This is a genomic window from Devosia salina (assembly GCF_019504385.1).
GTDB classification, from domain to species: domain Bacteria; phylum Pseudomonadota; class Alphaproteobacteria; order Rhizobiales; family Devosiaceae; genus Devosia; species Devosia salina.
The window spans coordinates 1,470,769-1,497,637 of record NZ_CP080590.1 but is presented as its reverse complement, the minus strand read 5'-3'; the positions used below and the strand labels follow the sequence as shown (position 1 = coordinate 1,497,637).

28 protein-coding genes are annotated in these 26,869 nt (G+C 63.6%); 12 read left to right on the top strand and 16 right to left on the bottom strand.

The genetic code is table 11. The features are described from left to right. Positions 1 to 69: 69 nt before the first annotated feature. The gene (locus K1X15_RS07150; RefSeq protein WP_220307465.1) at positions 70 to 717 is read left to right on the top strand and encodes a BON domain-containing protein; all 648 of its coding nucleotides are present in this window, start codon (positions 70 to 72) and stop codon (positions 715 to 717) included. Positions 718 to 795: 78 nt separating this feature from the next. Here K1X15_RS07150 and K1X15_RS07145 read toward each other — a convergent pair whose 3' ends face one another. Then, positions 796 to 1,146, bottom strand: coding sequence for an SPW repeat domain-containing protein (locus K1X15_RS07145; protein ID WP_220306798.1), 351 nt, complete (start codon positions 1,144 to 1,146; stop codon positions 796 to 798). Between the two features lie 269 nt (positions 1,147 to 1,415). Between K1X15_RS07145 and K1X15_RS07140 the strand changes: the two genes are divergently transcribed. After that, a complete protein-coding gene (locus K1X15_RS07140) occupies positions 1,416 to 4,091 on the top strand; it encodes a bifunctional acetate--CoA ligase family protein/GNAT family N-acetyltransferase (protein WP_220306797.1) in 2,676 nt (891 codons plus the stop codon). A 67-nt stretch (positions 4,092 to 4,158) separates the two neighbouring features. On the opposite strand, the gene K1X15_RS07135 is transcribed toward K1X15_RS07140, so the two are convergent. The 6 genes from K1X15_RS07135 to K1X15_RS07110 all read right to left on the bottom strand — a co-directional run bounded on the left by K1X15_RS07135 (position 4,159) and on the right by K1X15_RS07110 (position 9,017). Further along, positions 4,159 to 4,302, bottom strand: coding sequence for a hypothetical protein (locus K1X15_RS07135; RefSeq protein WP_220306796.1), 144 nt, complete (start codon positions 4,300 to 4,302; stop codon positions 4,159 to 4,161). Positions 4,303 to 4,510: 208 nt separating this feature from the next. Beyond that, positions 4,511 to 5,158, bottom strand: coding sequence for a BON domain-containing protein (locus K1X15_RS07130; protein ID WP_220306795.1), 648 nt, complete (start codon positions 5,156 to 5,158; stop codon positions 4,511 to 4,513). An 87-nt stretch (positions 5,159 to 5,245) separates the two neighbouring features. After that, complete coding sequence (locus tag K1X15_RS07125) at positions 5,246 to 5,896, bottom strand: helix-turn-helix domain-containing protein (RefSeq protein ID WP_220306794.1); 651 nt, start codon at positions 5,894 to 5,896, stop codon at positions 5,246 to 5,248. Between the two features lie 154 nt (positions 5,897 to 6,050). Further along, positions 6,051 to 6,677 carry a response regulator FixJ gene (gene fixJ, locus K1X15_RS07120; protein ID WP_220306793.1) on the bottom strand — a complete coding sequence of 209 codons (627 nt, stop codon included), beginning with the start codon at positions 6,675 to 6,677 and terminating at the stop codon, positions 6,051 to 6,053. Next, the gene (locus K1X15_RS07115; RefSeq protein ID WP_240549681.1) at positions 6,667 to 8,133 is read right to left on the bottom strand and encodes a PAS domain-containing sensor histidine kinase; all 1,467 of its coding nucleotides are present in this window, start codon (positions 8,131 to 8,133) and stop codon (positions 6,667 to 6,669) included. The genes fixJ and K1X15_RS07115 overlap by 11 nt, the downstream gene beginning before the upstream one ends. 59 nt (positions 8,134 to 8,192) lie before the next feature. Next, on the bottom strand, positions 8,193 to 9,017 hold the full coding sequence (locus K1X15_RS07110) for a universal stress protein (protein WP_220306792.1): 825 nt from the start codon (positions 9,015 to 9,017) through the stop codon (positions 8,193 to 8,195). A gap of 137 nt (positions 9,018 to 9,154) precedes the next feature. On the opposite strand from K1X15_RS07110, the gene K1X15_RS07105 reads away from it, so the two are divergent. The 4 genes from K1X15_RS07105 to K1X15_RS07090 all read left to right on the top strand — a co-directional run bounded on the left by K1X15_RS07105 (position 9,155) and on the right by K1X15_RS07090 (position 13,598). Continuing rightward, positions 9,155 to 9,679 carry a hypothetical protein gene (locus K1X15_RS07105; protein ID WP_220306791.1) on the top strand — a complete coding sequence of 175 codons (525 nt, stop codon included), beginning with the start codon at positions 9,155 to 9,157 and terminating at the stop codon, positions 9,677 to 9,679. 109 nt (positions 9,680 to 9,788) lie between these two features. Continuing rightward, on the top strand, positions 9,789 to 10,544 hold the full coding sequence (locus tag K1X15_RS07100) for an SDR family NAD(P)-dependent oxidoreductase (RefSeq protein WP_220306790.1): 756 nt from the start codon (positions 9,789 to 9,791) through the stop codon (positions 10,542 to 10,544). A gap of 17 nt (positions 10,545 to 10,561) precedes the next feature. Beyond that, positions 10,562 to 11,725, top strand: a complete 1,164-nt coding sequence (locus K1X15_RS07095; RefSeq protein WP_220306789.1) for a DUF8173 domain-containing protein — start codon at positions 10,562 to 10,564, stop codon at positions 11,723 to 11,725. 58 nt (positions 11,726 to 11,783) lie between these two features. Next, complete coding sequence (locus K1X15_RS07090; protein ID WP_220306788.1) at positions 11,784 to 13,598, top strand: heavy metal translocating P-type ATPase; 1,815 nt, start codon at positions 11,784 to 11,786, stop codon at positions 13,596 to 13,598. An 8-nt stretch (positions 13,599 to 13,606) separates the two neighbouring features. On the opposite strand, the gene K1X15_RS07085 is transcribed toward K1X15_RS07090, so the two are convergent. Continuing rightward, on the bottom strand, positions 13,607 to 13,762 hold the full coding sequence (locus K1X15_RS07085) for a hypothetical protein (protein WP_220306787.1): 156 nt from the start codon (positions 13,760 to 13,762) through the stop codon (positions 13,607 to 13,609). Positions 13,763 to 14,171: 409 nt separating this feature from the next. Between K1X15_RS07085 and K1X15_RS07080 the strand changes: the two genes are divergently transcribed. Continuing rightward, a complete protein-coding gene (locus tag K1X15_RS07080) occupies positions 14,172 to 14,399 on the top strand; it encodes a hypothetical protein (protein ID WP_220306786.1) in 228 nt (75 codons plus the stop codon). On the opposite strand, the gene K1X15_RS07075 is transcribed toward K1X15_RS07080, so the two are convergent. The 4 genes from K1X15_RS07075 to K1X15_RS07060 all read right to left on the bottom strand — a co-directional run bounded on the left by K1X15_RS07075 (position 14,400) and on the right by K1X15_RS07060 (position 19,034). Continuing rightward, positions 14,400 to 15,041: a PAS domain-containing protein gene (locus tag K1X15_RS07075; protein WP_220306785.1), complete on the bottom strand. Its 642-nt coding sequence runs from the start codon at positions 15,039 to 15,041 to the stop codon at positions 14,400 to 14,402. Between the two features lie 289 nt (positions 15,042 to 15,330). Next, complete coding sequence (locus tag K1X15_RS07070) at positions 15,331 to 16,371, bottom strand: carbohydrate kinase family protein (RefSeq protein ID WP_220306784.1); 1,041 nt, start codon at positions 16,369 to 16,371, stop codon at positions 15,331 to 15,333. Between the two features lie 62 nt (positions 16,372 to 16,433). Then, a complete protein-coding gene (locus tag K1X15_RS07065; RefSeq protein WP_220306783.1) occupies positions 16,434 to 17,324 on the bottom strand; it encodes a siderophore-interacting protein in 891 nt (296 codons plus the stop codon). A 198-nt stretch (positions 17,325 to 17,522) separates the two neighbouring features. After that, on the bottom strand, positions 17,523 to 19,034 hold the full coding sequence (locus K1X15_RS07060) for a sensor histidine kinase (RefSeq protein ID WP_220306782.1): 1,512 nt from the start codon (positions 19,032 to 19,034) through the stop codon (positions 17,523 to 17,525). Positions 19,035 to 19,284: 250 nt separating this feature from the next. Between K1X15_RS07060 and K1X15_RS07055 the strand changes: the two genes are divergently transcribed. Both K1X15_RS07055 and K1X15_RS07050 read left to right on the top strand, forming a co-directional pair. Then, positions 19,285 to 19,755: a CAP domain-containing protein gene (locus K1X15_RS07055; protein ID WP_220306781.1), complete on the top strand. Its 471-nt coding sequence runs from the start codon at positions 19,285 to 19,287 to the stop codon at positions 19,753 to 19,755. Further along, positions 19,745 to 19,987: a sulfurtransferase TusA family protein gene (locus K1X15_RS07050; RefSeq protein ID WP_338033492.1), complete on the top strand. Its 243-nt coding sequence runs from the start codon at positions 19,745 to 19,747 to the stop codon at positions 19,985 to 19,987. The genes K1X15_RS07055 and K1X15_RS07050 overlap by 11 nt, the downstream gene beginning before the upstream one ends. A gap of 51 nt (positions 19,988 to 20,038) precedes the next feature. Here K1X15_RS07050 and K1X15_RS07045 read toward each other — a convergent pair whose 3' ends face one another. Then, on the bottom strand, positions 20,039 to 21,196 hold the full coding sequence (locus K1X15_RS07045; RefSeq protein WP_220306780.1) for a D-alanyl-D-alanine carboxypeptidase family protein: 1,158 nt from the start codon (positions 21,194 to 21,196) through the stop codon (positions 20,039 to 20,041). Positions 21,197 to 21,360: 164 nt separating this feature from the next. Here K1X15_RS07045 and K1X15_RS07040 point away from each other — a divergent pair, with 164 nt between their 5' ends. Further along, complete coding sequence (locus K1X15_RS07040) at positions 21,361 to 21,930, top strand: DJ-1/PfpI family protein (RefSeq protein WP_220306779.1); 570 nt, start codon at positions 21,361 to 21,363, stop codon at positions 21,928 to 21,930. 36 nt (positions 21,931 to 21,966) lie between these two features. Here K1X15_RS07040 and K1X15_RS07035 read toward each other — a convergent pair whose 3' ends face one another. Both K1X15_RS07035 and K1X15_RS07030 read right to left on the bottom strand, forming a co-directional pair. Further along, complete coding sequence (locus K1X15_RS07035) at positions 21,967 to 24,426, bottom strand: beta-glucosidase (RefSeq protein WP_220306778.1); 2,460 nt, start codon at positions 24,424 to 24,426, stop codon at positions 21,967 to 21,969. 79 nt (positions 24,427 to 24,505) lie between these two features. Further along, entirely contained in the window at positions 24,506 to 24,916 is a 411-nt protein-coding gene (locus tag K1X15_RS07030; RefSeq protein ID WP_220306777.1) for a DoxX family protein, read from the bottom strand. Positions 24,917 to 25,012: 96 nt separating this feature from the next. Between K1X15_RS07030 and K1X15_RS07025 the strand changes: the two genes are divergently transcribed. Next, positions 25,013 to 25,429, top strand: a complete 417-nt coding sequence (locus tag K1X15_RS07025; RefSeq protein WP_220306776.1) for a winged helix-turn-helix transcriptional regulator — start codon at positions 25,013 to 25,015, stop codon at positions 25,427 to 25,429. Positions 25,430 to 25,438: 9 nt separating this feature from the next. Here the strand turns inward: K1X15_RS07025 and K1X15_RS07020 are convergent, their stop codons facing one another. Then, complete coding sequence (locus K1X15_RS07020) at positions 25,439 to 26,335, bottom strand: division plane positioning ATPase MipZ (protein ID WP_240549680.1); 897 nt, start codon at positions 26,333 to 26,335, stop codon at positions 25,439 to 25,441. Between the two features lie 37 nt (positions 26,336 to 26,372). Here K1X15_RS07020 and K1X15_RS07015 point away from each other — a divergent pair, with 37 nt between their 5' ends. Continuing rightward, complete coding sequence (locus tag K1X15_RS07015) at positions 26,373 to 26,747, top strand: hypothetical protein (RefSeq protein WP_220307662.1); 375 nt, start codon at positions 26,373 to 26,375, stop codon at positions 26,745 to 26,747. Positions 26,748 to 26,869: the final 122 nt, after the last annotated feature.

The window sequence follows — 26,869 nt, the reverse complement described above, 5'->3', positions numbered from 1 at the left end:
ACCATCGTCAAAATGGCGATGCGACAAGGTGACACTCTGAAGATCGAATACGGTCCCATGGAGACGACAATGGACGACAGGGATTTGCGCCAGATGGTCATCGACGAACTGGATTTTGACCCTTCCATCGACTCCTCCAATATCGGAGTGGCCGTGACGGGCGGGGTTGTGACGCTCACCGGACACGTCGGCAGCTATGCGGAGAAGATGGCCACCGAAAAGGCGGTGAAGCGCGTCAAGGGCGTCCAGGCCGTCGCCCAGGAGATTGAAATCCGGTACCCGGAAGACAAGAAACTGGGCGACGACCAGATCGCAAAGCGGGCGCTCGACATTCTCGCGTGGAACGTCCAGTTGCCGGCCGGAACCCTGCAGGTCACCGTCAGCGGGGGATGGGTCAAACTCTCCGGGGAGGTCGATTGGTACTACCAGAAGCTTCTGGCAGAGGCCTCCGTGCGGAAGCTTTCCGGTGTAACCGGCATTTCCAACATGATCCGAATTGTCGGCGGCGCCCAGTCGGCCGATGTCAAACAGCGCATCGAATACGCGCTCAAGCGCAGTGCCGAACTGGAGGCGAGGAGCATCCATGTCGATGTGGCAAACGGCAAGGTGACCTTGAACGGTACTGTCCGGGCGTGGAACGAACGACAATTGGCAGAGCGAGCCGCATGGGCCATCCCAGGCGTCCACGAGGTCGAGGACAATCTGCGGGTGAGCTAGCGTTGCGACTGCTCGGTTGACCACAGCCATCTCAAGGGCCAGTTACCGGGCGCGGTCGGCGCCCGGTGTCGTTGGTTGCTAGGCGCCGCTGAGCTCATCGGACGCCGACCAGGCCGCGATGGCGATCGTCGCCAGCCCAACCAGCACATCACTTGCCGTGAACAACCCGTTTGCGTTGAACCCCGTCAGCCAGGGCAAGGCTATCGTCGCGAGGCCGAGCAGGGCCACGGTCCAATCCTCCCAGGCCCTGAACATCAGCAGAGCCGCAATTGCGAGGACACTGATTGCCGCGCCAATGATGATGTGGCTCCAGAGCACCATGGCCCCGTTGGATGCGGACATCTCGGCGGTGCCAAGCAGCCAGGGAGATACCAATATCCAGAGCCCGGCCAGCGCCAGCACCCATTGTTGCCAGTGATTGGTATGCATTTTCCGCTCCTGTGTTGGGCAGGCCCGGCCTGCCTGTGACACAAGACTGGTCCAAGGTTTCCGACGCGCCTTGACTGCGGTCAAATCCGGGCGGTTCACTTTCGCGCCAAGTGAGGGAGCCGCGCTAACGGGTCGACAGCGTCAATCTCGACCGACGCCGTGGCGCCGCTGCCGGGCGAAAAAACGGGGCGGCACTTGCGCCAGGTCAAGGCAGGCGGGTGTCAAAGTCGTGAGAACGCGCCCATCGGATGCAGCCGGAAGGAACCGAAATGACCATTCGCAACCTGGATCGTGCCTTTGCGCCTCGTTCCATCGCCCTGGTGGGCGCCTCGGAGCGCCCCGGCAGCCTGGGCGCCCTGGTCTTGTCCAACATCCTTGCCGGTGGTTTCGAGGGTCAGGTCTACGCGATAAACCCCAAATATCGCAGCCTGTCCGGCCTGCCCTGCTATTCCAGCGTCAAGGACCTGCCGGCGGTGCCTGATCTCTGCATCATTGCGACACCCCCCGGCACAGTCCCAGGCATCATCGAGGAGATCGGCGCCGCCGGTGGCCGCGCGGCCGTCATCATCACGGCCGGCATCGGCGAGAAGGACCAGTTGAAGCAGCGCATCCTGGAGGCGGCGGGCCGGCACGGACTGCGCATCATCGGGCCCAACACGATTGGCATCCTCGCGCCGCGGCTCGGTCTCAACGCCAGTTTCTCCCATCTGGCTGCGCGCGCCGGCTCGCTGGCGCTGCTGTCGCAGTCAGGCGCCATCGTCTCCTCGATCATCGACTGGGCGGAGGCCGAAGAGATCGGCTTCTCCCAGATCGTGTCGTTGGGTGACATGGCCGATGTGGATGTCGGTGACTGCCTCAATATGCTGGCGCTTGATCCCGCGACCTCAGCGATCCTGATGTATCTCGAATCCATTCCCGACGGCCGCAAGTTCATGTCGGCGGCACGCGCCGCGGCGCGCATCAAGCCGGTCTTTGTCGTGAAGCCCGGACGGCATGCCGAGGCGGCGCGGGCTGCCCAGACGCATACCGGAGCCCTGGCTGGCGCCGATGGGGTGGTGGACGCGGCCCTGCGACGGGCGGGCGTCATCCGCGTCGACGACCTGGAAGACCTGTTCTCAGGTGCGGAAATTACTGCCCGCTTCAAGCCGCTCGAGCGGGCGCGGGTGGCCATTGTCACCAATGGCGGCGGGGCCGGCGTGCTGGCCGTCGACCACCTGTTGGACACTGGTTGCGAGATGGCAGCGCTGTCCGCCGATACGATCGTGGCCCTGGACAAGATCCTCCCATCGACCTGGTCCCGCGCCAATCCCGTCGACATTATCGGCGACGCCCCACCCGAGCGCTATGTCGGCGCGGTGACCGCCGTGGCCAATGATCCCAATGTCGATGCCCTCCTGGTCATGAACTGTCCAACCGCGCTGGCGGAGCCCCTGGCAGCTGCTCAGGCCCTGGCCGCAGCCGTCGACAATGGCTATCTCAACGGCAAGCCGGTCATGGCGACCTGGCTCGGCGAGTTTGCCGCGACGCCGGCACGCAAGGCCCTCAATGCAGCCGGCATTGCCAGTCTTGATACTCCCACCAAGGCGGCTGAAGCGCTGAGCCTGCTGCTGCGCTGGCGCCGGCTGGGCACGCAATTGCAGCGCGTGCCGGAAACCTTTGAGTCCCTCCATGTCGATCGCGCCGCCGCGGTCAAGGTGATCGAGACGGCCCTGGCGGCCGGCCGTACCATGCTGACCGAACCGGAGGCCAAGGCGGTCCTTTCGGCCTATGGCATTGCCGTCCCCCGCACCACGCTGGTCACCGAAACGGCCGCGGTGGAGGCAGCGGCGCTGGATCTGCTCACGGATGGCGGCAGGCTGGCGGTGAAAATGGTTTCGTCCACGCTGACCCACAAATCCGACCTTGGCGGCGTGGTGCTCGATATCGACAGCGCGGCGGGTGCCGCAGCAGCGGCGCAGGCCATTGCGGCGCGCCTCGAAGGCAAGGGATTGTCCGGCCAGCTGGAGGGTATTGCGGTCCAGCAGATGATCGTGCGTCCGAAGGCGCAGGAACTCCTGGTCGGGGTCGCGGCCGACCCAGTCTTCGGTCCGGTGCTGATGTTCGGCGCGGGCGGGACATCGGTGGAGGTCGTGCGGGACACCACGATGGAGCTGTTGCCGGTGGATGATGTGCTCGCCGACGACATGATCGGGCGTACGCGGATCAGTCGCCTTCTGGCGGGCTATCGGGACCGGCCCGCGGCTGACCGTGCCGGCATTGTGCAGGTGCTCAAGGCGGTCTCCCAATTGTTGATCGATTGTCCCCAGGTCCGGGCACTCGACATCAATCCGCTGCTTGCTGACGACGCCGGCGTCATCGCCCTTGATGCGCGTATCGAGCTGGACCCGCATGCAAACAGTGCCGGACCCAACTCTGCCCTCGCCATCCGCCCCTATCCGGCGGGCTGGAGTACTCCGGTTACCCTCAACGGCAATGCGTATGACATCCGCCCCATCCGACCAATCGATGCGGCACTTTATCCCAACTTCCTGTCACGCGTGACGCCCGAAGACATGCGCCAGCGGTTCCTGATGCCGGTGCGGGATCTGTCGCGTGAATTGCTCGTGCGGCTGACCCAGCTCGATTATGATCGCGACATTGCCTTCGTTGCCCTGGACCGGCCAGAGGGTGAACTGGCCGGCATTGTGCGCTATGCGGCCGATCCGGACCGCCGCAGCGCGGAATTCGGCCTGCTCGTGCGCAGCGACCTGCAAGGCAACGGGCTGGGCTTCGCGCTGCTGCAGCATCTTATCGGCTATGCCCGCGCGCAGGGCATTGCCGAGCTTACTGGCGTGGTGCTGCGGGACAATCAGGACATGATCGCGCTATGCCGCAGGATGGGGTTTGTGCTCGACGACACGACGCCGGCATCCGAGCCGGCCGTGGTCCGGCTGAACCTGGCGTGATCCATGCCACCAGCGTCGGCCCACTCAGATCGGTTGCGGAGGCGTTACCGATTTCACCGCAACCCGATTATTGCCCATTGACGACAATGACATGGGGAAGATCGGACGGCGTTGCGGGAGGATCGAACTCGGCCACCGATCCGGGAACGGGCATGCGCTCGATCCGCCCGGCCAGGACGACCCCAAGCGCATCGAGTTCTCGCAGTACCATTTCTGGTATCGGCCGGCACGAGCACGCTGCCTCGTGCCGCAAATGCCAACCCAGAAAGGCCGTTCGCGGGTAGATCGGAACGGGGTTATCGCGGTGCCACGCCTGGTTGATCATCATTCCCACTCCCCTTGTTCGGACCATATTGAAACCGTCGAGCGCAGACCGGGCTGGAGCGGCGGCCAAGCGCGGCCCCAGCAGATTGGTGCGATCAGGCGATGCGCAGGTGGTCCTCGACCTGCTTGACGCCGGGCGCAGCCCAGGCCGCGCGTTCGGCAATGCCCCGTTCCCACCAGGCCTTAACCTTGCCTTCCAGCGTCACCTTGCCGTCTGCGACATTGACCTTGATCGCATCGGCCTCGAGTTCGGCATTGCGCTTGAGTGCGTCCTCGATGCGGGTCTTGACGTCGGAGGCACTGACGCGCGGGCGCAGTTCGATCCGGTTATAGACGCCGACCAATCCGTCCATCTGGCTGACGGCACGATAGGCGCTGTCCTTCTGGTACTGCCATTCCACCGCGCCAGTCAGGGTCATGTAGCCCTTCTGGACCTTGACCTTGACCGCATCGGGCGGAACCATGGCGTTCCACTTGATAAGATCGGCCGCGCGCTCTGCAAGCAGGTCATCGGCCATATGCCGTTCGCCGGGAAAGCGAACCTCGATCTCCTCGGCATAGCCGCGCACACCCTTGATGCGCCCCACGATCTCCTCGACCTTGGTCTTCTGCGCATAGTTGGGCACGTGCCCCGACAGCGTTACAATGCCATTTTCCACGGTCACGCCGATGTCGGCGGCATCAATGCTGGGTTCGAAGTCCAGCTCGTCATCGATCAGTCTCTTCAAACTTTTGTCGTCCATTTCACGTCTCCTGATGGTCGTGCCCTCGATTGCCCCGCGAGACCCTAGCGGCACGCCATCGGCGCATATTGATGACCGTCAAATCGCCTAGACCGATGCGCGCCCGCTGATCTCGTGCAGGCAGTCCATGTCGAGGATCTCGACCGAATGGGTGTCGGGGATACGGATGATGCCCCTCTCCTTGAAGCGGCGCAGAATGCGAGACACCGTTTCGAAGCTGACCCCGAGGTAGTCGCCGACGTCGCTGCGGGGCATGGGCAGTCGCACCAGGCACTCGTCACCTTGCCGCTCCGCCATCTCGCAGAGAAAATCTGCCAACCGTTCGTCGACCTTGGTGCCGCCCAGCACCAGCAGATGCTCCTGGATGCGCCGCAGGCTCTTGAGCACCAGCGGAAACAGCGCAATCGATGCTTCGCTGTCACGACCAGGACGCAGGATGCGGATGCCGGTTTCCTCTACGGCTTCAGCAAAGAAGTGGTGCTCGTCATCGCTCTCCCAGCCGAAGACGTCGCCGGCAAAACAGAAGCTGCACAATTGGCGCCGGCCGTCTGCGGTGACCCGGCCGATGCGGACGCAACCGAATTCCACGCGATAGAGCGACCCGGACGGCTCGCCCTGGCCGTAAACTTCACTATTGGTGCGATAGATCGACAGCGCGTCCTGTGCGCGCCTGGCAATGTAGGGCGTCATGCCGCCCGGCTGAGTATCTTCACCTTGCCTGTGGAAATGGAAGTTCATTTCACTCTCCCAAACTTATGGGAGAATTCATTCCAATTTGATTCGAGAAGTTAAATTCAGGTTAACAACCTAGTAGTTTCCCTAGGGGGAATACGGAGTTGCGCCGAGGCCCCCGAACGCTGGAAAATAACGCGCGCGCAGGGCTACGCAGGGCTCAGCGCGAACCGTCCGTGGGTATTCCCGCTGCAATGGCCATGCGCACCAGCTCCGGAAGCGTCTTGGATTGCATCTTTGCCATGACGTTGGCCCGGTACACCTCCACGGTCCGCGGACTGAGATCGTGCTCATAGGCGATGGTCTTGTTGGCCTTGCCCGCCACGATGCCATGAAAGACCTGCCGTTCCCGTTCGCTTAGGCTGGTGATCCGCTCGCGGATGGCATCATGCTCCCGGCTCTGCTCCCACAATTGGGTGGACCGACCCACGATGCGCTCGATCGCGTCCATCAGCAACGTGTCCTCGAACGGCTTCTCGATGAAGTCGAGGGCCCCCTCCTTCATGGCGGCCACCGCCATGGGCACATCTCCATGGCCGGTAATGACGATGGTCGGGATGGGCGGTCCGCATTCCTTCATGCGCCGCAACAGGCCTATGCCGTCAATGTCGGGCATTCGCAGGTCCGTGATCAGGCAATGGCCAGCCGGATAGGGACAGCCATCCAAAAAATCCTGTGCCGCCTCGTGCACCCGCACGGCATAGCCAGCGGCCGAAACCAGAAAAGCGAGGGATTGTCGGACGGCGACCTCGTCGTCGACGATGTGGATAACGGCGTCATTCGGCATCCGGCTCCTCCTCAAGTACCGGCAGGCTGAAATGAAACCTGGTCCCGCCAGTGGGCGTCGACCCGGCAGAAATGGTACCACCATGGGCCTCTGCAATGCGTTTGGCGATCGACAGGCCAATGCCCATGCCACCCCGTTTGCCGGTGACGAAGGGCTGGTACAGCCTTGCCTGAATGTCCGGCGGAATGCCGGGGCCTGTGTCGATGACATCCACGGATACGAAGCCGTCATCGACCGAGGTTCGAACCGTAAGCACCTTGTTTTCGCTCTCGCGCATGGCCTCCATTGCGTTGCGGATCAAATTCAGCAGCACCTGCTGCACCTGAATGCGATTGGCGAGCACCGGCGGCGTATCGGAGAGCTCGAAATAGGTCCTGATGCCGCTTTCGCTGCTCCCGGCCAAGGCCAGGGCGCTGGCTTCTTCCACCAGCGTCTTGACGTCGGATGGTTGCATGTCGGCATCCCCCCGCGTCACGAATTCACGCAAGTGGCGGATGATGTCGCCGGCACGCAGGGTCTGTCGGGTCGCCTCCTGCAAGGCCGCCTGCAGCTGCACCAACTTCGGGTCCGTGGCATCGGTCAGCAGGCGCTGGGCGCCCTGAACGTAATTGACCACTGCGGCCAGCGGCTGGTTGAGTTCGTGGGCCAGGGTGGACGCCATCTCGCCCAGCTCGTTGTATCGCGCCAGTCGCGCCACCTCGTTCTGTGACTGTTGCAGGCGCGAGGCGGTCTCTTCCATGGCCGTCAGGTCGCGGATGAAGCCGATGAAATGCCTATTGCCGTTGAGCGCCATCTCGCCCACCGCCAGTTTCATCGGGAAAGTCGTGCCATCCTTGCGGGCCCCCACCACGACCCGGTCGGTCCCGATGATGCGGCGTTCCCCGGTGCGCAGATAGCGCGCCAGATAGCCGTCGTGGCGGCCCTTGTAGGGTTCGGGCATGAGCATGGAGACATTCTTGCCCACTAATTCCGCCGGTTCGTAGCCGAACTGGCGCCGCGCCGCAGGATTGATACTGCGGATGCGGCCATCGTCCTCGATCACCACCGCGGCGTCGATGACAGTGTTGAGCAGGGTATCGAGCTCCATGCTCCGTTCTGCCAGGTAGTTGGCGGTCCGCCGCTCGCGCTGCCGCGCGGCGTGGAGCTGGCTGCCACCCCAGGACAGACCCAGCCCAATAATGATGAACAAGGCAACGTTCGCAGGAAGAGACGCTGTTGAAGTGTCGGCGCCCAGCTGGAGATAGACTATCGGGGCGGCCAAAGCGGTCGCCAGCATTCCTGGCCCCGCGCCCCCCAGCACAGCGGCCCCAAGGACCGCAGGGACAAACACCGAGGCGACCAGCGACACGTCGAATAACAGGGCGAGCAAAGACAGGATTATCCAGGCCAGCAGAACGAACCCGCCTGCCCAGAGGTAGGGAGCCAACCGCACGCCGACGTCTACACGTTCACTCATGAGCGCCTGGGGACCGTAAAGCCCCAGCTTAACTGACAAACCATCCGCGGGCAATTTGACTACCTCGACACGAGCACAGGGACGGGGCACCGCTCCAGCAGGGCCCGGGTTACGCCACCCAGCAAGCGTTCCTGGAGTCTGGAATGCCCGAAGGCGCCGGCTACAACCAGCTGTGCCTGCGTGGCCTCGATCTCGTTGAGCAGTGCGTCCTGAGCTGCGTGCCAGCCGGAAAGCTCCCTGACCTCGCAGGTGACGCCGTGACGGCTGAGATATCGGGCAATATCTGCGCCGGACGATGCCCGCCGCTCTTCATCCGGCTCGCCGGTCGACAAGACGACCGTAACGGTCCGGGCTTTTTGGAGGAAGGGGATGGCGTCCCTCACGGCCCGGGCACTTTCGCGGGTGTTTTTCCAGGCCACCAGCACGGTCTCGAAGTCGAAGGGAACGACCTGTTCGGGTGGCAGGAGGACGCAGGGGCGGCCGGACTTGAACAGGACCCCCTCCTCGATCCGATGGCCGCGATCGGGATCGCCATAGGGCCTGGTACCGACAAAGAGATCGGAGGTCCGGGCTTCGGCCGCCAATTCGTCGCCAACAGTCCCCCGCAGGCCCGACACTACGCGCAGGTCGCCCGGGACAACCATCTCACTGAAACGCTTGGCGAGTATCGCCCGGCGCTGCTCGGTCTTCTCGAGCGCCTCGGCGACAAGGCTTTGCAGCACATCGGCGTATCCAGCCTCGGGCATGGCCACGATCTCCGGTTCTATATGAACCAGCAGGCCGGTCAGATGCGCATCGAACCGGCCGGCGAGTTTCTCGGCGCAGTCGAGCCGGAACTTGTCCTCGCTCGATCCGGTCAGGTGAACGACGATATCCTTGATCATAATCAATCTATCCGTTGGCGGGTCGCAGTGGTTCACTGAACTTTGACTCGCGCCACCGGCCTCGCATTTGACCGTCGTCAAATTGCATGCGGACGATTGGGACATCGTCATGGGACTTTCTTTCCAGGAGTTGCCCCATGGAGCTGCAGATCAAGCCCGGTCCCTCGAATGTCGGCCTATCGCCGGCGCCTTCTCCTGACCACTGGCCGCGGCGGTCCACGCATCTGGTGCTGGCCGTCACCCGCTATGCCTCGCTTGAGCCGTCATCGCTCAGCGCGGCGATCAGGGACGGGCTGAGCGAATTGCTGCCGGGCCATGCTGCGCCCACGGCTGCGGACCCGGTGAAGGCTTATGTGTATTTCCGTAACCGCCAGGGTTCGACCGTGACCCTCGAAATCGCTATCCCTGCGGGCACCCAACTGGCGGATGCGGCGATCAATGGGTCAATGCGGCGCCACCAGAACGTGCCGAGGCTGGTTCTGGAGACGAGCCCCAGCGGTGGACTGGCCGAGGCCATGGACCGGGCCGTCAAAACGCTCAAGCTGTCCTCGCGCAGCGAGCTCCCCGATTGCTGGCAGGTGCTGGAACTGCCCTTCACCGGGTATGATCCCAGCCTGCCCCTCTCCGTCGGGTTTCCGCGCAACCATGGCGGCCAGCCCTGATCGACGGAGGCGAGGCCGCACAAGCACGCGCGGTCACAAACCGTAATTGACCCCAGTCAAAGTCATGCGAGTGCCCGAGCGGTAGCTTGAGGCGAAACTGGAGGTCTTCATGACGGACGATTTTGCCAACAGGGTTGCCTTGGTTACCGGGGCCGCCTCAGGTATCGGGGCGGCCATTGCTCGCCAACTGGCCGGCCGGGGTGCCGCCGTGATGGTCGCCGACCTCGACGGCCCGGGGGCCGAGGCGGTGGCGCAGGAGATTGAGAAGTCCGGCGGCCGCGCGAATGCCTGGGTGGTGGATGTTTCGGCGGCCTCGGAAGTAGAGGCCATGGTCGAGCAGACACGCCGCCAGTTCGGCGCGCTGCACATGGCCGTCAACAATGCCGGTATCGGCGGTCCCTCTGCCGCCACGGGCGATTATCCCCTGGACGGTTGGGCGAAGGTCATCGACACCAATCTCAACAGCGTCTTCTACGGCCTGCGCTACCAGATCCCCGCCATTCTGGCGTCGGGCGGCGGGGCGATCGTGAACATGTCGTCCATCCTGGGGAGCGTGGGCTTCGCCAATGCTCCCGCCTATGTCGCGGCCAAGCACGCAATGGTCGGGCTAACCAAAACGGCGGCCGCCGAATACGCCAAGCAGGGGATCCGCATCAATGCGGTCGGTCCGGGCTTCATAGACACCCCCCTGCTCTCGCGAAACCTCGACGAACAGGCCCTTGGCTATATCCGCACGCTGCATCCGATCGGCCGCCTCGGCACGGCCGATGAGGTCGCCGCGCTGACGCTTTTCCTACTCTCGCCCGCCGCCAGCTTCATCACGGGCAGCTATCACCTGGTCGATGGCGGCTATACCGCACTCTAGCAATGGGAGGCCACGCCATGCGCAAGGCCCTTTTGACGATCCTGATGTGCATGGCCGCGCTGGTTCCGGCGCAAGCCGAGGATGCCCGGTTCAGCCTGGGCGGCGACAGTTATGCAGCGGGCCAATCCAGCGCGATCGGCCAGGCCGTACCACATGACGCGTTTGTCGCCGGCTTCGACACCTCACTGGGGGGCAAGGTGGGTGGAGACGCCCACATGGCCGGCTTTAACGTCACTGCCGACCAGGCCGTGGACGGTGACCTCTATGCCGCCGGCTTCAGCGTTGTGATTGCCCAGGCTATTGGCGGCGACGTCACCGCCTTTGGCAATAGCGTGACCGTGCAACCGGGCGCGGCCATTGCCGGCAATGCGCGGCTCAGCGGCGCCAGCGTCAACCTGTCTGCCCCCGTCACCGGCGCGGCCCTGGTCTCGGCCGAGACGCTCAACCTCAATGCGGCGGTGGCCGGCGATTTCGAATTCTTCGGCAACAAAATCGTCTTCGGACCCGCGGCCAGGATCGGCGGCATCGTGCGCATCCATGCGCCGGCGGCGATCGAGGTGCCCGGCACCGTTGCAGCGGCCGACAAGGTGACATTCGAGGTGCTCGAAGCCACCGATTATGCCGGGCAGGCCGGCAAGACGGCCGAGCATGTCGTCTCGGGGGTGTGGCCGGCGGTCTGGGCCGTGGTGCTGTGGTGGACCGCCCTGATCGTCTTCGGCGCCCTGGCCCTCGCCCTCCTGCCGCGTGCCACGGCGGCCTTCGAGGAGCGGGCCCGGAGCCGCCCGCTCCGCACAATCGGCCTTGGTATTCTGGGCTTTGCCGCCGCCATCGGCCTGGTGCCGGTTGCCGCGATCACCATTATCGGGATCGTGCTGCTGCCCTTCATTGCCATAGCCGCCTTCATTGCCTGCGTGCTGGCCTATCTCGCCGGGGTCTATCTGCTCGCCGTCCGGGTCGGCAACGCCTTCATGAAGGTGGACTCCCTGCCCAAGCGGCTCGGCCTGCTGGTCGCCGGAGTGATCCTGGCGGGACTGATCGGCATGCTGCCGTTCCTGGGATGGCTGATTTCGCTGCTCCTTCTCACCTATGGCTTCGGAATCTTCACGCGCAGCCTCACCGAGCAGTCTCCGCCGTGGACCCGGCGCGGTCCTGCTCGCTCGGCGACGCCTGAAGCCGTATGATCGGCACCAGGTCGACCGGGCGCGCTGCGCCGTTGGAAGGCGCATCGTCGGGGGAAATATGGGTCGAACATATGTGCTGATCGCCATTGCGCTCGGAGGGATGATCCTAGGCTTCATCCTTTGGGCCCTGGGCCAGCCTGAGCTGGCGCCCTTTGCCTGGACCCTGGCGACCATCCCGGTGCTTGCCGGACTGCTGTTGCAGATCATCAGCTCGTTGCGCCGCGGCGACGTGGGGCTCGACGTGCTGGCCGCCCTGTCGATGACGGCCGCCCTGCTGTTCGGCGAACAGCTGGCCGCCAATGTGGTGGCGGTGATGTATGCCGGCGGCCAGTGGCTGGAAAGCTATGCCCAGCGCCGGGCCGGGCGCGACATGAAGGCCCTGCTCGACCGCGTGCCGCGGTTCGCCATGAAGTATCACGGCCAGGAGGTCCGGCAGATCCCGATCGAGGACATCGTGCCGGGCGATCACCTGCTGATCCGCCAGGGCGACGTCATTCCCGTGGATGGACAGGTCGTCGATGGCCCGGCCACTCTCGATCTGTCGGTCCTGACGGGCGAGTCCCTGCCGGTGACCGCGGCTGCCGGTATGGAAGTGTTGAGCGGCGCGACATTGGCCGGGCCATCATTTCGGCTGGAGGCGCTCCGGTCGGCGGCGGGCAGCACCTATGCGGGCATCATCAAGCTGGTGGAGGCCGCGCAGAACTCGCGGGCGCCGATGACACGGCTCGCCGATCGCTATGCCGTGGGCTTCCTGATCATCGCCGTGCTGGCCGCCCTCGTGGCCTATCTCATATCGGGCGAACCGGTGCGCGCCCTGGCGGTGCTGGTGGTCGCGACGCCCTGCCCGCTGATCCTGGCGGTGCCGATTGCGGTCGTATCTGGCATGTCAAAGGCCGCGCGCCACGGCGTCCTGATCAAGAATGGTGGAACGCTTGAAGGGCTCGCCGCTGTCCACACCGCCATCATCGACAAGACGGGCACCCTTACCCAGGGCCGGGCCGAAGTGGTCGCAATCGGTGTTACTCCCGGGCAGGACCCATCCGAGGTGCTCCGGCTTGCGGCCAGCCTGGATCAGGCCTCGGGGCATGTCGTTGCCGAAGCACTGGTTGCCGCTGCCAGGCACCGCGGATTGAGCCTCTCCGCGCCCCTGGGTGTCGAAGAGGTGCCCGGAACGGGCATTTCCGGGACCGTTGAGGGTCGCGCGGTCATCGTGGGCGGTGCCGGCTTCGTCCGGTCCCGGGCCGCGGGCGTAGAGCCCCGCGAGATCGTGGCCAGCCACGAGCCGGGCCTGCTCAGCGTGGCGGTAGCCATCGAGGGCAGGATTGCCGGCGTCATCCAACTGCAGGACCGGCTCAGACCGGACGCTCCGGAGGCCGTGAGCGGCTTGCGTGCCCTCGGGATCGGGCGGATCGTGCTGGCGTCCGGGGATCGCACAGACATTGCCGAGCATATCGGCGCGGCCATCGGGGCAGATCTGGTCCTGGGCGAATTGCTGCCGGACCAGAAGCTCGCGCTTGTGCGTCGCGAACAGCGCGATGCACCCGTGCTCGTGATTGGAGATGGTGTCAACGACGCGCCGGCCCTTGCAGAAGCCTCTATTGGCGTGGCGATGGGCGCGCGGGGCACGGCGGCATCCTCCGAAGCGGCCGGTGTGGTGCTGCTGGTCGACCGGCTGGCGCCGCTGGTCGAGGGAATCCGCGTGGCGCAGGCGACCCGTCGCATCGCCGTGCAGAGCGTCATCATCGGCATGGGCCTATCCATGCTGGGCATGGGGGCCGCGGCCTTGGGCTACATCACGCCCATTCAGGGCGCGCTGCTGCAGGAGGGCATCGACGTGGCCGTGATCCTCAATGCCTTGCGGGCACTGCGATAGCCTCGGCCTCAGGGCGCCCAATAGGCGCCAAGGAAATATGGCCAGACAATCAGTCCCAGCAGTCCGCGCCAAAAATCGAGATGCAGATAGCCAATGCTGAACAGCCAGCCTGCAAACCAGAGGGCGCCAAGCGAAGTGTGCTGCGTGATGTGAATGCGTTCCATGGTGTGTCCTTTCGCGCCAGGCTGCCTTCATGCCCGTGTACAAGGCCATCCTGCCTTGATCAGGGTCAATTGCATGGCCCACAGGCTGCATCCACAGGCACACAAAAAAGTCGGGAGGCGGCTGCGAACCGCACTCCCGAGTGGGACTATGGAGTTCAGAGGCCACTGCTGATGTGGGGTAACATCGTTCGGCGCTCACGTTGAGACTGTGCCGCAATCGGCGCGAGGAGCTCTTGACCATCGTCAAAAAGCAAAGCGACCAAACCGAGTGCCGTAACCGACGGCGAAAACTTCATTTGCGATTGCCGGGACCGAGGCGTATCGTTTTCTTTATTGCCGGAGGTACGCAAGCGGGTGCCGGTGACTGAGGGACAATGGACGTGCTCTCGCCTGTCAACGGAGCACGGCTATGCAACACCATGTCGATCAATCCACCGCGCGCGCGCCTGACGATGACTGGCACGCAATATCGACTGCGCCTTTCGATCGCGACATCGAACTGGCAGTTATCGATGCGCAGGGAACGCATGCTTTGGTGTTTCCATGCCGAAGAATTGCCAGCGGCTGGGTGAATGCCCAAAGCAATCAGAAGCTTTCGGGCCTGGAGCCCTCGCATTGGCGTGAGTGGCAGCCCTAATCACGCCAGATCGGCAGCGTCCCCGGGAAATGGCTTGCCCATCTCCTCGGCGACCAACACCGAAATGCACTGAAGCGTCTCGTCACGCCCTAAAGCCTCCAGTTCATAGACTGCAGCAATTACGCCGGCGACCCTGGCGCCCCCATCCCTGACCGGCACGGCGGCCACCCGGACTGCGGTCTCGTGCCCATCGTCAGCAATGAATATCGACTCGATTCCGGGATTGACCGGTTCGCCGCGAAGAGCCCGCGCCCCTGGCCAGCGAAAGGGGCTGAGCGGACCATCTCTGGTCTCGAGGCGCCAGCGTCGTAGACGCTCCGGGTCACGGGAGGGAATCTCGCTGGGTACGAACCGCCGCATGCGATCATTGGCCAGGACCAGCTTGCCGTCCCCGTCTGTCAACCCCATGCCAACCGGCACCTGGTCGAAAGTGGCAGACAGTCGACTCTGGTGGCTCTCGATACTAGCGGGCGAAGCGCCATCGAACAGGATGCCAGCGCGCTGGGCCAGAATGTCGATGAGGGCCGAGAGGTCGCGTTCACCCGCGGCGGCCTTGAGCCTGCCCAGCTTGGCTTCCTCCTCGGCCAGCAGGCCGCTGATTGTCCGCCTCTGCGCGTCATCGAGTTCACCTTCCAGCCTCAAGCGAAAGTGTTCGACATTGAGCTTTGCGACGAAGATTTGCTGATCCCATTGCATAGGCTGGTGTGAGCAGAGCTGCTCACCCTCCAGTAACACCCGCGTACGATCGAAAATTTCAGAAGCGTGAAAGTCTGCCAGTATGGCACCTTCACTACACCAGCCACAATAACAACGTACTACCGGCAGCGCTATTTCAGACAAAACAGTGCTCGAATACGCCACGGACAGGTTCGAAGATCGCCGCAATAGAGCTTCGCGGTAAAATTTTCGTGCGTTCAGGGAATGCCGGCCACTATCGCGTCAACTGGGTCCATGACTGCACCGCCGACCGAACTGTGGCGGACATGGACAGGGGTCCGCGCATGGCGACCTTGAGCCGCGCCAGCTCGAAGCCCAATGCAGCAGCGCGCAGCAGGTCACCCGAATGCGCACCATAGGCCCAGAGAAAGGCGCCGCAGAAGGTATCGCCGGCACCGGTCGCATCTACGATATTGGCGGAGGCGGGCAAGGCCCGTGGGGAAAGCGTTGCAACGACCAGGCCGTCCGGGCCGGCAGAAAACACCGTCGCGCCAGAATGCGTGCGCGCCACAATCGCCCCTTCGGGGGCGAGCATGGCCATGGCGGGACCTGGTCCCCCCGCACCGCAAAGTGCGTCAAATTCCTCGTTGTTGAGGTGCAATATGCGCGTCTGGCCGAGCAGGCTTTCCAGACCAGCGCCGCCGGGACCAATCCAGGCCATGCCCGGGTCCAGCGACACGACCAGTGCAGGATTGTGCCTTCGGGCGTGCCGCAACAGTTCGGCGATCAGTCCCGGCGTCGCCGGATCGAGGAAAGAGGTGACGTGGATGATGTCGCAACGCGAGACGCTCAGGGCGAGACCCTCGAAGCTGGATCGGATCCAGTCGGCAACGCCCGCATTCGCGCCGCTGGCCGTCAGCAGGGTGCGCCCGTCGCGTTCGACAATGGCAAGGCAGGTGGCCGGCGGCTGGGGCACCTTGAGCACACCGGATGCGTCAATGCCCCAGTCAAGCAACGCGTCATGATGCGGTGACGCCGCGCCGATGGTGCCCGCAATGCCGAAGAAGGCAAGGTCAAGCGATTGGTCGGCGTTGAGCAAGGCCGCCACGCGCGCGGCGTTGAAAGCGGAGCCGCCGAGGTGGTCCGCTGAACCCTCCTGGCGCAACAGCGTGGCGCCGCGCAGTGCCGTGTCGTCGGAAATGGCGGTTTCGATCAGCGGAGCAGCGTCAATGCCAAGCGTCGCGAGCAGGGTTTCCGCGGTTCCCTGCACAACGATGTCGCGGTTCATTGCGCCCAGAAAGCCAATTCGTGTCATGGCTCGCTGTTAGCGCCCGAACTGCCGGCGCACAAGCGGTCATCGTCCAGCGGCAGACCGCTTCAGAGGCCGAATTTCTCCAGTGTCGCATCATACTCGTCGCGCACCAGTTCCGGATCGCGTCCAGACGACCAGCCGGCCTCGATCGCCGTCTTCACCTCCGCCGGAACAGCATCCCATCGGGCGTCCCACGCCTCGCCGCCATCGATCCAGTAGCCGACGAGCTGATAGCGCTCCGCCGGCATTTTGAGCTGGTGCCGCACATATTTGCGGATGGCGCGCACCACCTTCTGTTCACCGGCCACCCAAATGTAGCCCGGGGTCGCGGGTATCGGGACAGCGTGCATGACCGCCCCCAGCTGGCTGGCTGCAACACCATTCCCGCTACCGTCGAGCCAGGTGACGGTCGCATTGGGATGGGGCGGCAGGGATTGCCGGTGACTGGCCTGAGCGATCTCGACGAACACTCTGGACTGCAAATCCTGCGGGGTGTTCTCAAGGATGCGCGACAGGGCGGGCAGACCCGTGGCGTCGCAGAGCAGCAATTGCCACGCCGTATCCGCCGGCGGGTCGTAGAGGCCGTGCGGGCAGTTCAAGGTCACGACGTCCCCACGCTTCGCCCCCTTGGCCCAATCGCTGGCCAGTCCGCCCTCATGCACAACGTAGTCGATGTCCAGCTCGCCGATGTCCTGGCGAATGTTCCGGATCGTGTAGGTCGAACACCGAATGGCACCCTGGCCGCCATCGGGATAAGTCCAGCGCCCCTGCTCGTCGATATGCGGCAAGTGCAGGCGGCCAGTGGTCTCGTTGGGGAAAAAGAGCCGCACATATTCGTCGGGTCGGCCCGTGCCGGGAAAACCCTTGAGGCCCTCACCGCCAAAAGTCAGTCGCAGCATTCCGGGCGTGAGATAGCGGCTTGAGAGGACCGTCGCCTCATAGAAGCTCTTGTTCATTAGGCCGGTCCTGGCCTGGAGGGCGCCGGCCTTGAGGCTCCCACCGATGAGGAAGGGAGGTCCCGAAAACTGCACATGGCGGGGCGTTGAGCGGCGTCGTCTCTGAAGGACATAATAAACCTGATCAAAAATATCCGGTTAATGCATGCCCCATGACGAGGACCGCTTCAAGCTCAAATATGCCGCCGGCGCTGTCGGTTACCGCTGTGTCGGGTGCCCGTTGACCGCCAGGGCCAGTTCCGCCTCGAAACGCGTGCCCTTATCGCTGAGGAACCGATAGGTACCGCCCATCTGGGAAACGACACCGCGGACCAGCCGCAGGCCCATGCTGCTCGGCGTTTCGGGGATTTCACCCATGCCAATGCCATTGTCGGCGACGATCAGGGAGCATCGGCCCTCACCCAGATCCCGCAACGTGACGGTAATGGTTCCTTCCCTTCCGTCGGCGAAAGCGTATTTCAGCGCATTGGTCACCAGTTCGCTGAGCAGCAGCGAGAGCGGTGTGGCGTGATCGCGATCCACGGGCACATGGTCGAGCACATATTCGACATCGGCGCTTGCGCCATAGGCGTGGACGACCTCGTCAACGACCACACGCACAAGATCGTGGGCATCGATGTCCTCATACCGATCATGCTTGTAGATGTGCTCGTGCATCGCGGCCATGGCGCTCAGGCGGCTCTGCAGGTCGATCTTGGCGCTCGCCGGCATGTCCTGCATGCGGACCAGCGATTGAACCGATTGCAGGTTGTTCTTCACACGATGGTGGATTTCCCGGAAAAGCAGGACATTGGTCTCGTTGGCGGCCTCAAGGTCGGCGCGCCTGCGGGCGTCGCGGCGCAGCAGGCGGACGATCCACACACCGCCACCGACGAGGCCCAGCAGAATGGGTGCGGCAATGATGATGACAGCGACGATCGCGCTGCGCAGACTCTCCCAGGTACGATTGGTGGCGATCGAGGCCAGAGCCAGTATGTCGGTGCCAGGCACGGCGCGGTAGCTGACCACCCGGGCAACCCCGTCTACCGGGGATTGTTCGGAGAAATAGCTGCCCGCCTCGGCCTGCGGCAAATACTGGGTGATAAGGGGATGCTGGGAGAGATCCACCGGCTCGGTTACCCGAGGGTAGCGGGCCATCAACATGCCATCGCGCCGGACGAGGCTGACAGTGGACCCTTCGTCGAGATCCAGTGAAGACCAGAAGGTCTGAACCAGAGCGCCGCTGAAGGACACCATGATGGCGCCGGCAAATTGTCCCTGCCGCGACATGCGCTTTGAGAAGACAAAGATGTTCTCCCCGGTCAACCGGCTGACCAGCATGTCCGAGGTGTAGAATGGGGCGCCCTCGCGCAAGGCAATGAAGTAGTCCCGGTCGGCCACGTTGATGGATTCGGCGCCAGGAACGGTCGAGAAGATTGTGTTGGCCTGGGCATCGATGATGTAGACATCGACATTGGCTGGCAGCCCCTCCACAGCGGCCCGCAGCGTTTCCCGGTCCCCGAGCATTTCCGGTCCGACGGCTGCGTCCACGCGGCGCAGGGTCTGATTGGCCACCTGCGCAACCCAACCCGCATTGGTGGCCACGACCTGAGCCGCAGCGTCCGCGCGCTCTTCGAGCCGGGTCCGCGTCTGGCCCATTGCCTGGGTCACATAATAGGCGAAGACTGAAACAAAAGCTGCAATGCACAGAATGAGAAAGGCAATAGCCACGGTCGTGGCTCGCACTTCCCCGAAACGTATTCCCCTGCCCCCGACCAGCGATGCCTCCCCACAATGCTGCCCCTTTTTGCAGGTTTCCGTTGTCATGCAAGCATTTTGCCAACGAAACGTCCTGCCCGCCACCAACGCGTGGCGCGTCAAATGGCTCCACCGTCCATGCAATGGTTCCCAGTTTCCGTTAAGAGGCGATAAGGCGGACAGTGATATTGGCTGGGTCAAGGGGCGCCCCGAAAGGAACAAGATGACTAAACTTCCCGCAATGCTGGCCATTGGTGCCCTGTCCATCGCGCTGGCCGCCTGTTCGTCCTTTGGCGGCAACACCTCTCCGGCGGCGCTGGCCACGGGTCTGTCGGCACGCATGGACCAGCCAAACGCCACCCTGGACAGCCAGCAGGCAATCGGCCTGATCAACGCCTACCGGGCGACACGCAACATGCCACCCCTGGTGGCGGATGCCGGGCTGAACGGCACGGCGCAGGCGCTGGCCAGCCAGTATGCGCAAACCGGAACGGCCCCCACCAAGCCGCAGGCCCTGGTGCAGATGAAGCTCAGCGCTGGTTATGCCACGTTCGCCGAGACCTTTTCGGGATGGCGGAACAACAGCGCCGACGCAGTTGGACTGGCCGCTCCTGCGAGCAAGGCAGGCGTCGCAGTGGCGTATAATCCCTCGTCAAGCTACGGCGTCTACTGGGTGCTCGTCCTTGGCAATTGATGATGCGGTCATCGACGCAAGGGGGCTCAAATGCCCCCTGCCGGTCCTCAAGATGGAAAAACGGTTGGCCAATGCCGCTGCGGGGACGGTGGTGACCGTGCTGGCCACGGACCCGATGGCGAAGATCGATATCCCGCTCTTTTGCCGGCAACATGACCACGCCGTGACCCAGAAGGAGGCCGATGGCGTCATGTGCTTCGAGGTGACGGCGCTAGGCGCGCCAAGGACCTAGACCCTCAAGGCCTCGTAGTTGCGCGGCTCCACCGCCCCGTCCCTGCGCGCTTCAGAGATCGGCCGGACGGGGGCGCGGCAGTGCAATGTCGAGGCCGCTGACCGAAAGTCCGGGCCGCAGCACGCTTTCAATCGAGGCACTGCCCACCGACGTTGGGGCCGGAATGGCAGGAACATGCGCCGGTCGCGGACGCGGAAGTGCGATGCCGGTGCGTATCCGCCCGAGATCGACCGCCGTATACTCGCTGACCGGGATATCGCCGGTCAGGTAGGACGGCTGGTCCTTCAGCCCCATGGGAAATTCTGCTTCCTGCTCGGCCACATAGGCCTTGGCGTCCTTGCCGCAGATCAGGGGCCGCATGTCGATGGGCTCCACCCCGGCCCTGTTGGCCAGTGACAGCACTGTCTGGCCGGTCGGGCGCAATTGACCGGACAGCGCCTCAAGCATCAGGCCCGCCGCCCGCTCGTTGCGTTCCCGCGCAGAGGACCCGCCAAGCACGACCGCGAGCAGCCGGCGTCCATTGCGATCGACGGTCGCCACGATGTTCAGCCCCGAAGCACAGACATAGCCGGTCTTCATGCCGGTGGTGCCGGGGAAACCCTCGAGCAGGCTGTTGTTGGACTCCAGCCGCGCCTTGCCCAGGTTGATCACGCCGGTGGCGAACATGGGCATGTATTGGGGAAAGGACTGTTCGATATAGAGCGCTATGATCGCCAGGTCGCGCGCGCTGGTCACCTGGCGCGGGTCATGCAGCCCGTGCGGGTTGACGTAATGCGTGGCCGTCAGCCCCATGCGCTGCGCCGTATCGTTCATCATGGCCACGAAATTGGCCTCGCTGCCGCCGACAGTCTCGGCGATCGCCACCGCCATGTCGTTGGCCGACTTGACCACGAGGATATAGAGGGCGTCCTTGAGGGTGACTGCACTATCGACCGGCAGGCCGGACTTGCTCGGCGCCTGGTTGAAGGCATTGCGCGAAATGGTCACCGGCGTATCGAGCGTAACAGTGCCCTTGGCCAGTTCCTCGAAGACGACATAGGCCGTCATCAGCTTGGTCAGCGAAGCGGGATGCCAAGGCTGACCTGCGTCCTCGGCGTAAAGCACATCCAGCGTTGCGCGATCCACCACCAGCAGGGGGTTTGCCCAGGCGTGAACCAAGCCGGTCATGAGAAGGACAAGAGCGAGGGCGAGACGGCGGACGAACGGCAAGGCGGGGCGACTCCGGGGCGGATCGGCATTAAGAACGGCGCCCCTCATAGCAGCCACCCCCCGCGATCTCAAGAAAGCCCGGCCCGGGCTGACAGGCTTTTGAAGGTGCTGACATCCCTTGTCACGACTGGCACCGATGCTCGCCGGGCAATAAGGAGATTGCCATGACCACCTTGCTGACTGTGCTGACGCCCGGCTTTGCGGATTGGGAAACCGCCCTGCTCAATGCCGGCGCGCGCGACTATTATCGCCTCGAAACACGATTTGCGACGCCGGGAGGCGAGCCGGTAACCTCCGCGGGCGGGCTGAAGGTCCTACCGGATATGGCCGTGGAGGAAATCGACATCGGGGCGGTTGATGCCGTGCTCGTCAATGGCGGCCGGATCTGGTCCTCACCCGATGCTCCGGACCTATCCGCGCTGCTCAACACTGCCCATGCGGCCGGGAAAACCGTGGGCGGCATATGCGACGGCGTGATGGCGCTCGCGCGCGCCGGTCTTTTGGATACCACACGACACACGGCCAATGGCCCGGAGAGCCTGCCATCCACCGGCTATGGCGGGGCGGCCCACTATGTCGGGACACCCCGTGCCGTGCTCGACCGGCGCATCGTCACGGCGCCGGGAACGGCGCCGGTGAGCTTCATGAGTGCAGTCTTTGACTCTCTGGGCCTGCGCACCGGAGATCTCGACTTCTATCTCGGCCTCTACGCCGCCGAGCATCAGGCGGCCTAGAGGCCATGTGACCCGCTACGGGCTCCCCAGAGAGTGTCAGACGGGCAGCATCAACGTCGTTGCCCGTGTCAGTGACGCGGACAGCGGCAAATCGCTGGCGGACTGGCCAAGGCTGATGGTGAAGCTACCCGCTTCGACCAGCCAATGCTGGGCCGCCTCGCGATACCAGGCAAAGGCCCGGGCATCGAGCAGCAGTGTGACCGACCGCGTCTCGCCGGGCTGGAGGTGCACTTTTTCGAACGCCTTCAGTTCCTTGGCCGGCCGCGGCTCCGACGATTTCTCGTCGGACACATAGAGCTGGACGACAGTCGATCCGGGCCGGTCGCCTGTATTGGCCACGGCAAGGGAGACCACGACGTTACCATCACTTTCAAAAGCGCTGTCATCGACCACCAGGTCTGACAGGGCGAAGCTGGTGTAACCAAGCCCGAAGCCGAAGGGGTAAAGCGGCGTCATCCCCACGCGGTCATAGTGGCGGTAGCCAACGAAGATGCCCTCCTCGTAGCGCACCTTGCCCTCAAGGCCCGGATAGACTTCGCGATCCTGGCTGTGCGCGGGATTGTCGGCCCAGCGCACCGGGAATGTCTGCGGCAGACGGCCACCCGGTTCGGCAGCGCCAGTCAGGACATCGGCAATGGCATTGCCGGCCTCCTGCCCCGGATACCAGGCCTCGAGAATTGCCGCGACCCGATCAGCCCATGGCATTTCAACCGGGCCACCCGTTTGCAGCACGACGACGGTCCGCGGGTTGGCTGCAGCGACAGCCTCGACAAGTTCATTCTGGCGCCCCGGCAGTACGATGCCTGGCAAATCGCTGCCCTCGGTGTCCCATTCGCCATTGCGGCCGATGAAAATGGTGGCGGTTTCGGCGTTGCGGGCCACTTCGACCGCCTCGGCAATTGCCTCGTCGCCGAGAGGCCGGCCTATACCGCAGGCAAAAGCCGCCAGTCCCAGCGTTGCAAAGTCCTTGGTGGCAAACTCGATGACGACCTCATGGGGCCGCCCGGCCTCAAGTGGCAGCGTGCCAACCACCTCGTCGCACCCCTCCTCGAAGAAGGTGCGCCCCTTGGTCCAACTGCTCCAGGCGTCGGCGATCAGCTTCCCGTCAACAAAGACCTTGGCAAAGCCGGCCGAATAGATGCCGACGCGATGCTCGCCACTGGTCTCGGGCACGAACTGGCCCCGGAGACGGGCGGAAAAATGCAACGGGTCGACCTTGCCCGCGGCGACATTGCCAATCCAGAAGGCCTGGGCACCTTCCATGGTGTCGATGTGAACCGGCTCGCCGGACAATGTCTGATTGGCGAAATATTCGACGCTGAACGGGCCTTGCAGCACCGGCTCAAAACGATGGTTGGTGCACCCGGCCGCGAAGTCGAGGCGCCCCGAGCCCAGGGCCGTTTCCAGCCCCTGCCAGGGTGATATCCGGTAATGAGCGTTGAGCTGGGCGGAGCCCCCGCCCATGATCTGTGCCACCTTGGCATTGGGTCCGATGACGGCAATCTTGCCGCTTCCGGTCAGTGGCAGCACGCCGTTGTTCTTGAGGAGCACCGCGGCTTCGGCGCCGGCGCGACGGATCAGGGCCCGGTGCTCCGGCCTGTCATCGGCGCGCTCCTCGTGGGTGCGGTGGTCGTCCAGCGAGCCGACCCGCTCCATCAAACGCAGCATGGCGAGCACGCGCTTGTCGAGGGTCTCCTGGCTCACCTCGCCGGCATTGACGGCGTCGACCAGCTTCTGGCCCCGATCGCGCGCGGGTCCCGGCATTTCGAGATCGAGCCCGGCATTTACCGTTGGGGCGGTCGAATGTGATCCGAACCAGTCGGACATGACGATCCCGTCATAGCCCCATTCATCGCGCAGAACCGTCGAGAGCAGCCAGTTGTGCTCGGAGGTATAGGTGCCGTTGAGCCGGTTGTAGGAGCTCATGACGCCCCAGGTGCCGGCCTTCTTCACGGCGTGTTCGAACGGCACCAGATAGATTTCGCGCAGTGCGCGTTCGCCGATCTCGCTTGAAATCGTGGTCCGCTCGATTTCGCTCTCATTGCCGGCGAAGTGCTTGATTGTAGCGCCGATGCCCTGTCCCTGCAGACCCTTGATGTAGCCAACTGCCAGTTCCGCAGTGAGGACCGGGTCCTCCGAATAGCATTCGAAATTGCGACCGTTGGTGACAGACCGATGGATGTTGACCGTGGGCGCAAGCAACATATGCGCGCCCTTCGACTTGACCTCGTCGGCGAGAGCGGCGCCGATTTCGGTTACGAGCTCGATATTCCAGGTCGCGCCCAGGGCGATGCCCACGGGAAAGCTCGCAGACTTGACGCCACCGATCAACGAGCCGCCGCCGCGCGCGCCATTGGGCCCATCGGTGACGCGGAGCTTACCTATTCCCAGCCGTGGGATCGCAGGCACGGACCAGAAATCCTCGCCGGAGAGGAGCGATACCTTTTCCTCCAGCGTCATTTCGTTCAGCAATTGATCAATGCGGCTGCTCATCATTGTCTTCCTCCGGCCAGTTCGCCGGAGGAAGACAATGCCGACCGTCATCTGTCAATCGTTATACATACGGTATTTCTACTCAGCGGGCGGTGATCGGCGCCTTGCTTGTACGGCCCCAGGCCACAAACAATGACAAGGCAAGCAGGACCAGATTGAAGGGCAACATGAAATACTCGCCCCTCATGACGTGCAGGCCCATGGCCAGCACCTGGATAACGCAAAACCCCAGAGCAGCGAGAGGGGTCAGACGCGGCGCGATGCGGGTGGCCGCGGGCAGGATCACGCCGAGTGCGCCCAGGACTTCCATCGTGCCGATGAAGCGCGTCAGCAATTCCGGATAGTCGCCGGCATAGCTCATGCCTGATGCGACCAGGCCTTCGATAGGCTGGGTCAGCTTCATGAACCCTGCCATGCCGTAGAAAAGGGCCAGTGCCCCCTGCCCCACCCACAGTCCGATATTCCAACCCCGGCTGCCATTCCCTGCGCTCATGGCTCATTCTCTCCCTGTGATCGACTGTCGCACTAGTCACAACTAGTAACCGTGTCTATATTTGTGCCTGAGTTACCAACGCAAGGAGGCACATCCATGTCACTGACCGATACTTCGCAGCACGCCAACTGCTCGGCCATGTCGGACGTGCTCAATCGCATCGGCGACAAGTGGAGCGTGATGGTGGTCGGCATGCTGGGCCGCAATGGCACGCTGCGGTTCAACGAACTCAAGCGCCTGATCAACGGTGTATCGCAGCGCATGCTGACCCTGACGCTGCGCAATCTCGAGCGCGACGGCCTGGTCACGCGGACCATCTATCCCGAAGTGCCGCCCCGGGTGGAGTATAGCCTCACCGAACTTGGCAAGACCCTTCAGGAGCCGATCAGTGCGCTTTGGGACTGGTCTGCGGAAAATCACCACGCCATCGTGGAGGCGCGCAGCATATACGATGCACGCGAAACCGCCCTGACGGCGGAGGCCAGCCGAAAGGTTGCGTACGCGCGGGGGTAAGCGCTGCTTTCAGGAATCGTTGCTCGCCATGTGGACGAAACGATTGATGTCGCTGGGCGTGCTGGCGAGCACCTCGCGGCGCGCTTCGGCGCGCTGACTTGACGGCAGGTTGAGGGCGTTGACCAGGGCCCGATATTCCTGCCTCGCGCTCATATGCGACATCGAGGGCACCCCGCCGAGCAGGTCGTCGTCCAAAGGATCGAATACGGTCATGCCGGTTGCAAACAGCGAACGGAAGATGACACGCTCGGCTATGCCGTCGGCAACGCGACAGCCCAGTCGCATGGCGATCCGCTCGAGCATGGTCTGAACTTGGCGCATGTTGCGCGAGGACAGCATGGAGATGCGGTTGCGCACCAGGACCCAGTCGATGTTCCTGCCGTCGATCGAGAGCCGCTCGGAGCGGGCGCGCTGCACCAGGCGTGCATAGTGGCTCAATTCCCGCGGCTCGCCAGTCACAGGATCGACCTGGGCCATGACGCTGAGGTCAATCAGGCTGTCATTGACCGGCGTGACAAGCGTATCGGCAAGGGAATGGGCCAAGCGCGCCAGGTTTGTGTCGAAGCCCGGCGTGTCGATGATGATGAAGTCCGAGCGTCCCTCGACCTCTCCGACCGCCTGGCGAAACAGATCGAACTCGATGCGATGGTTCTCGCGCGCCGAGTCTCCGCGCGCCAGAGGCAGATGATAGTGAGTCGTGTGCGGCAGGCTCATTCCCTTGGAGCGCGCCCAATCCCGACGGTTGCGGACATAATGGGTCAGCGTCTGCTGCCGACTGTCGACATCGATCGAGGCCACCTTGTGCCCCTGGTACAATAGATAAATGGCCAGGTGGAAGGCAGTGGTCGACTTGCCCGAGCCACCCTTCTCATTGCCGACAACGATGACATGCGCGCCTTGCCGCACGGTCGACTCCCAAATCAGTTCGCCGGAGTGTGTTGATTTGGCACGCTTCGCACAAGGGAAAACATGGCCGCGAAACGCCAAAGGCGGCCAAGATCGCTCTTGCAGCGCCCTGCAGCAGGACATCGTTGCCGAAATGCGTCAACATGATGAAACATCCATGCAGCAGGCGCATGAACTGCCTTCCGGATGCGGCATAGCGAATGCCGAAAAATCGGCGCATGGTCAGATTGCACCAAAAGAGCCGCAAGGGATTCTGCCCATGTTTGTACGTGCCGTCTGGCGCCTGAAGCGCCTGGTCGATATCAAGCAGACGTTGCGGGAAATGGACGTTCCCTCGACGCGTGATGCCGACATTCTCGGGATTTCCGGCCCGGACTTCTCCAAGATGACGCGGTCGCTCTTCGACCGTTGAAGACCAAACTGCCTTGACCCATCTCCCGTGGCCGCCGCGATACCATCCGGCGGCCACGCTGTTGTCGCAGAGATGAATGCTCAATGAATGGGCACCGCCCAAGCCTTGCACAAGACGCATGG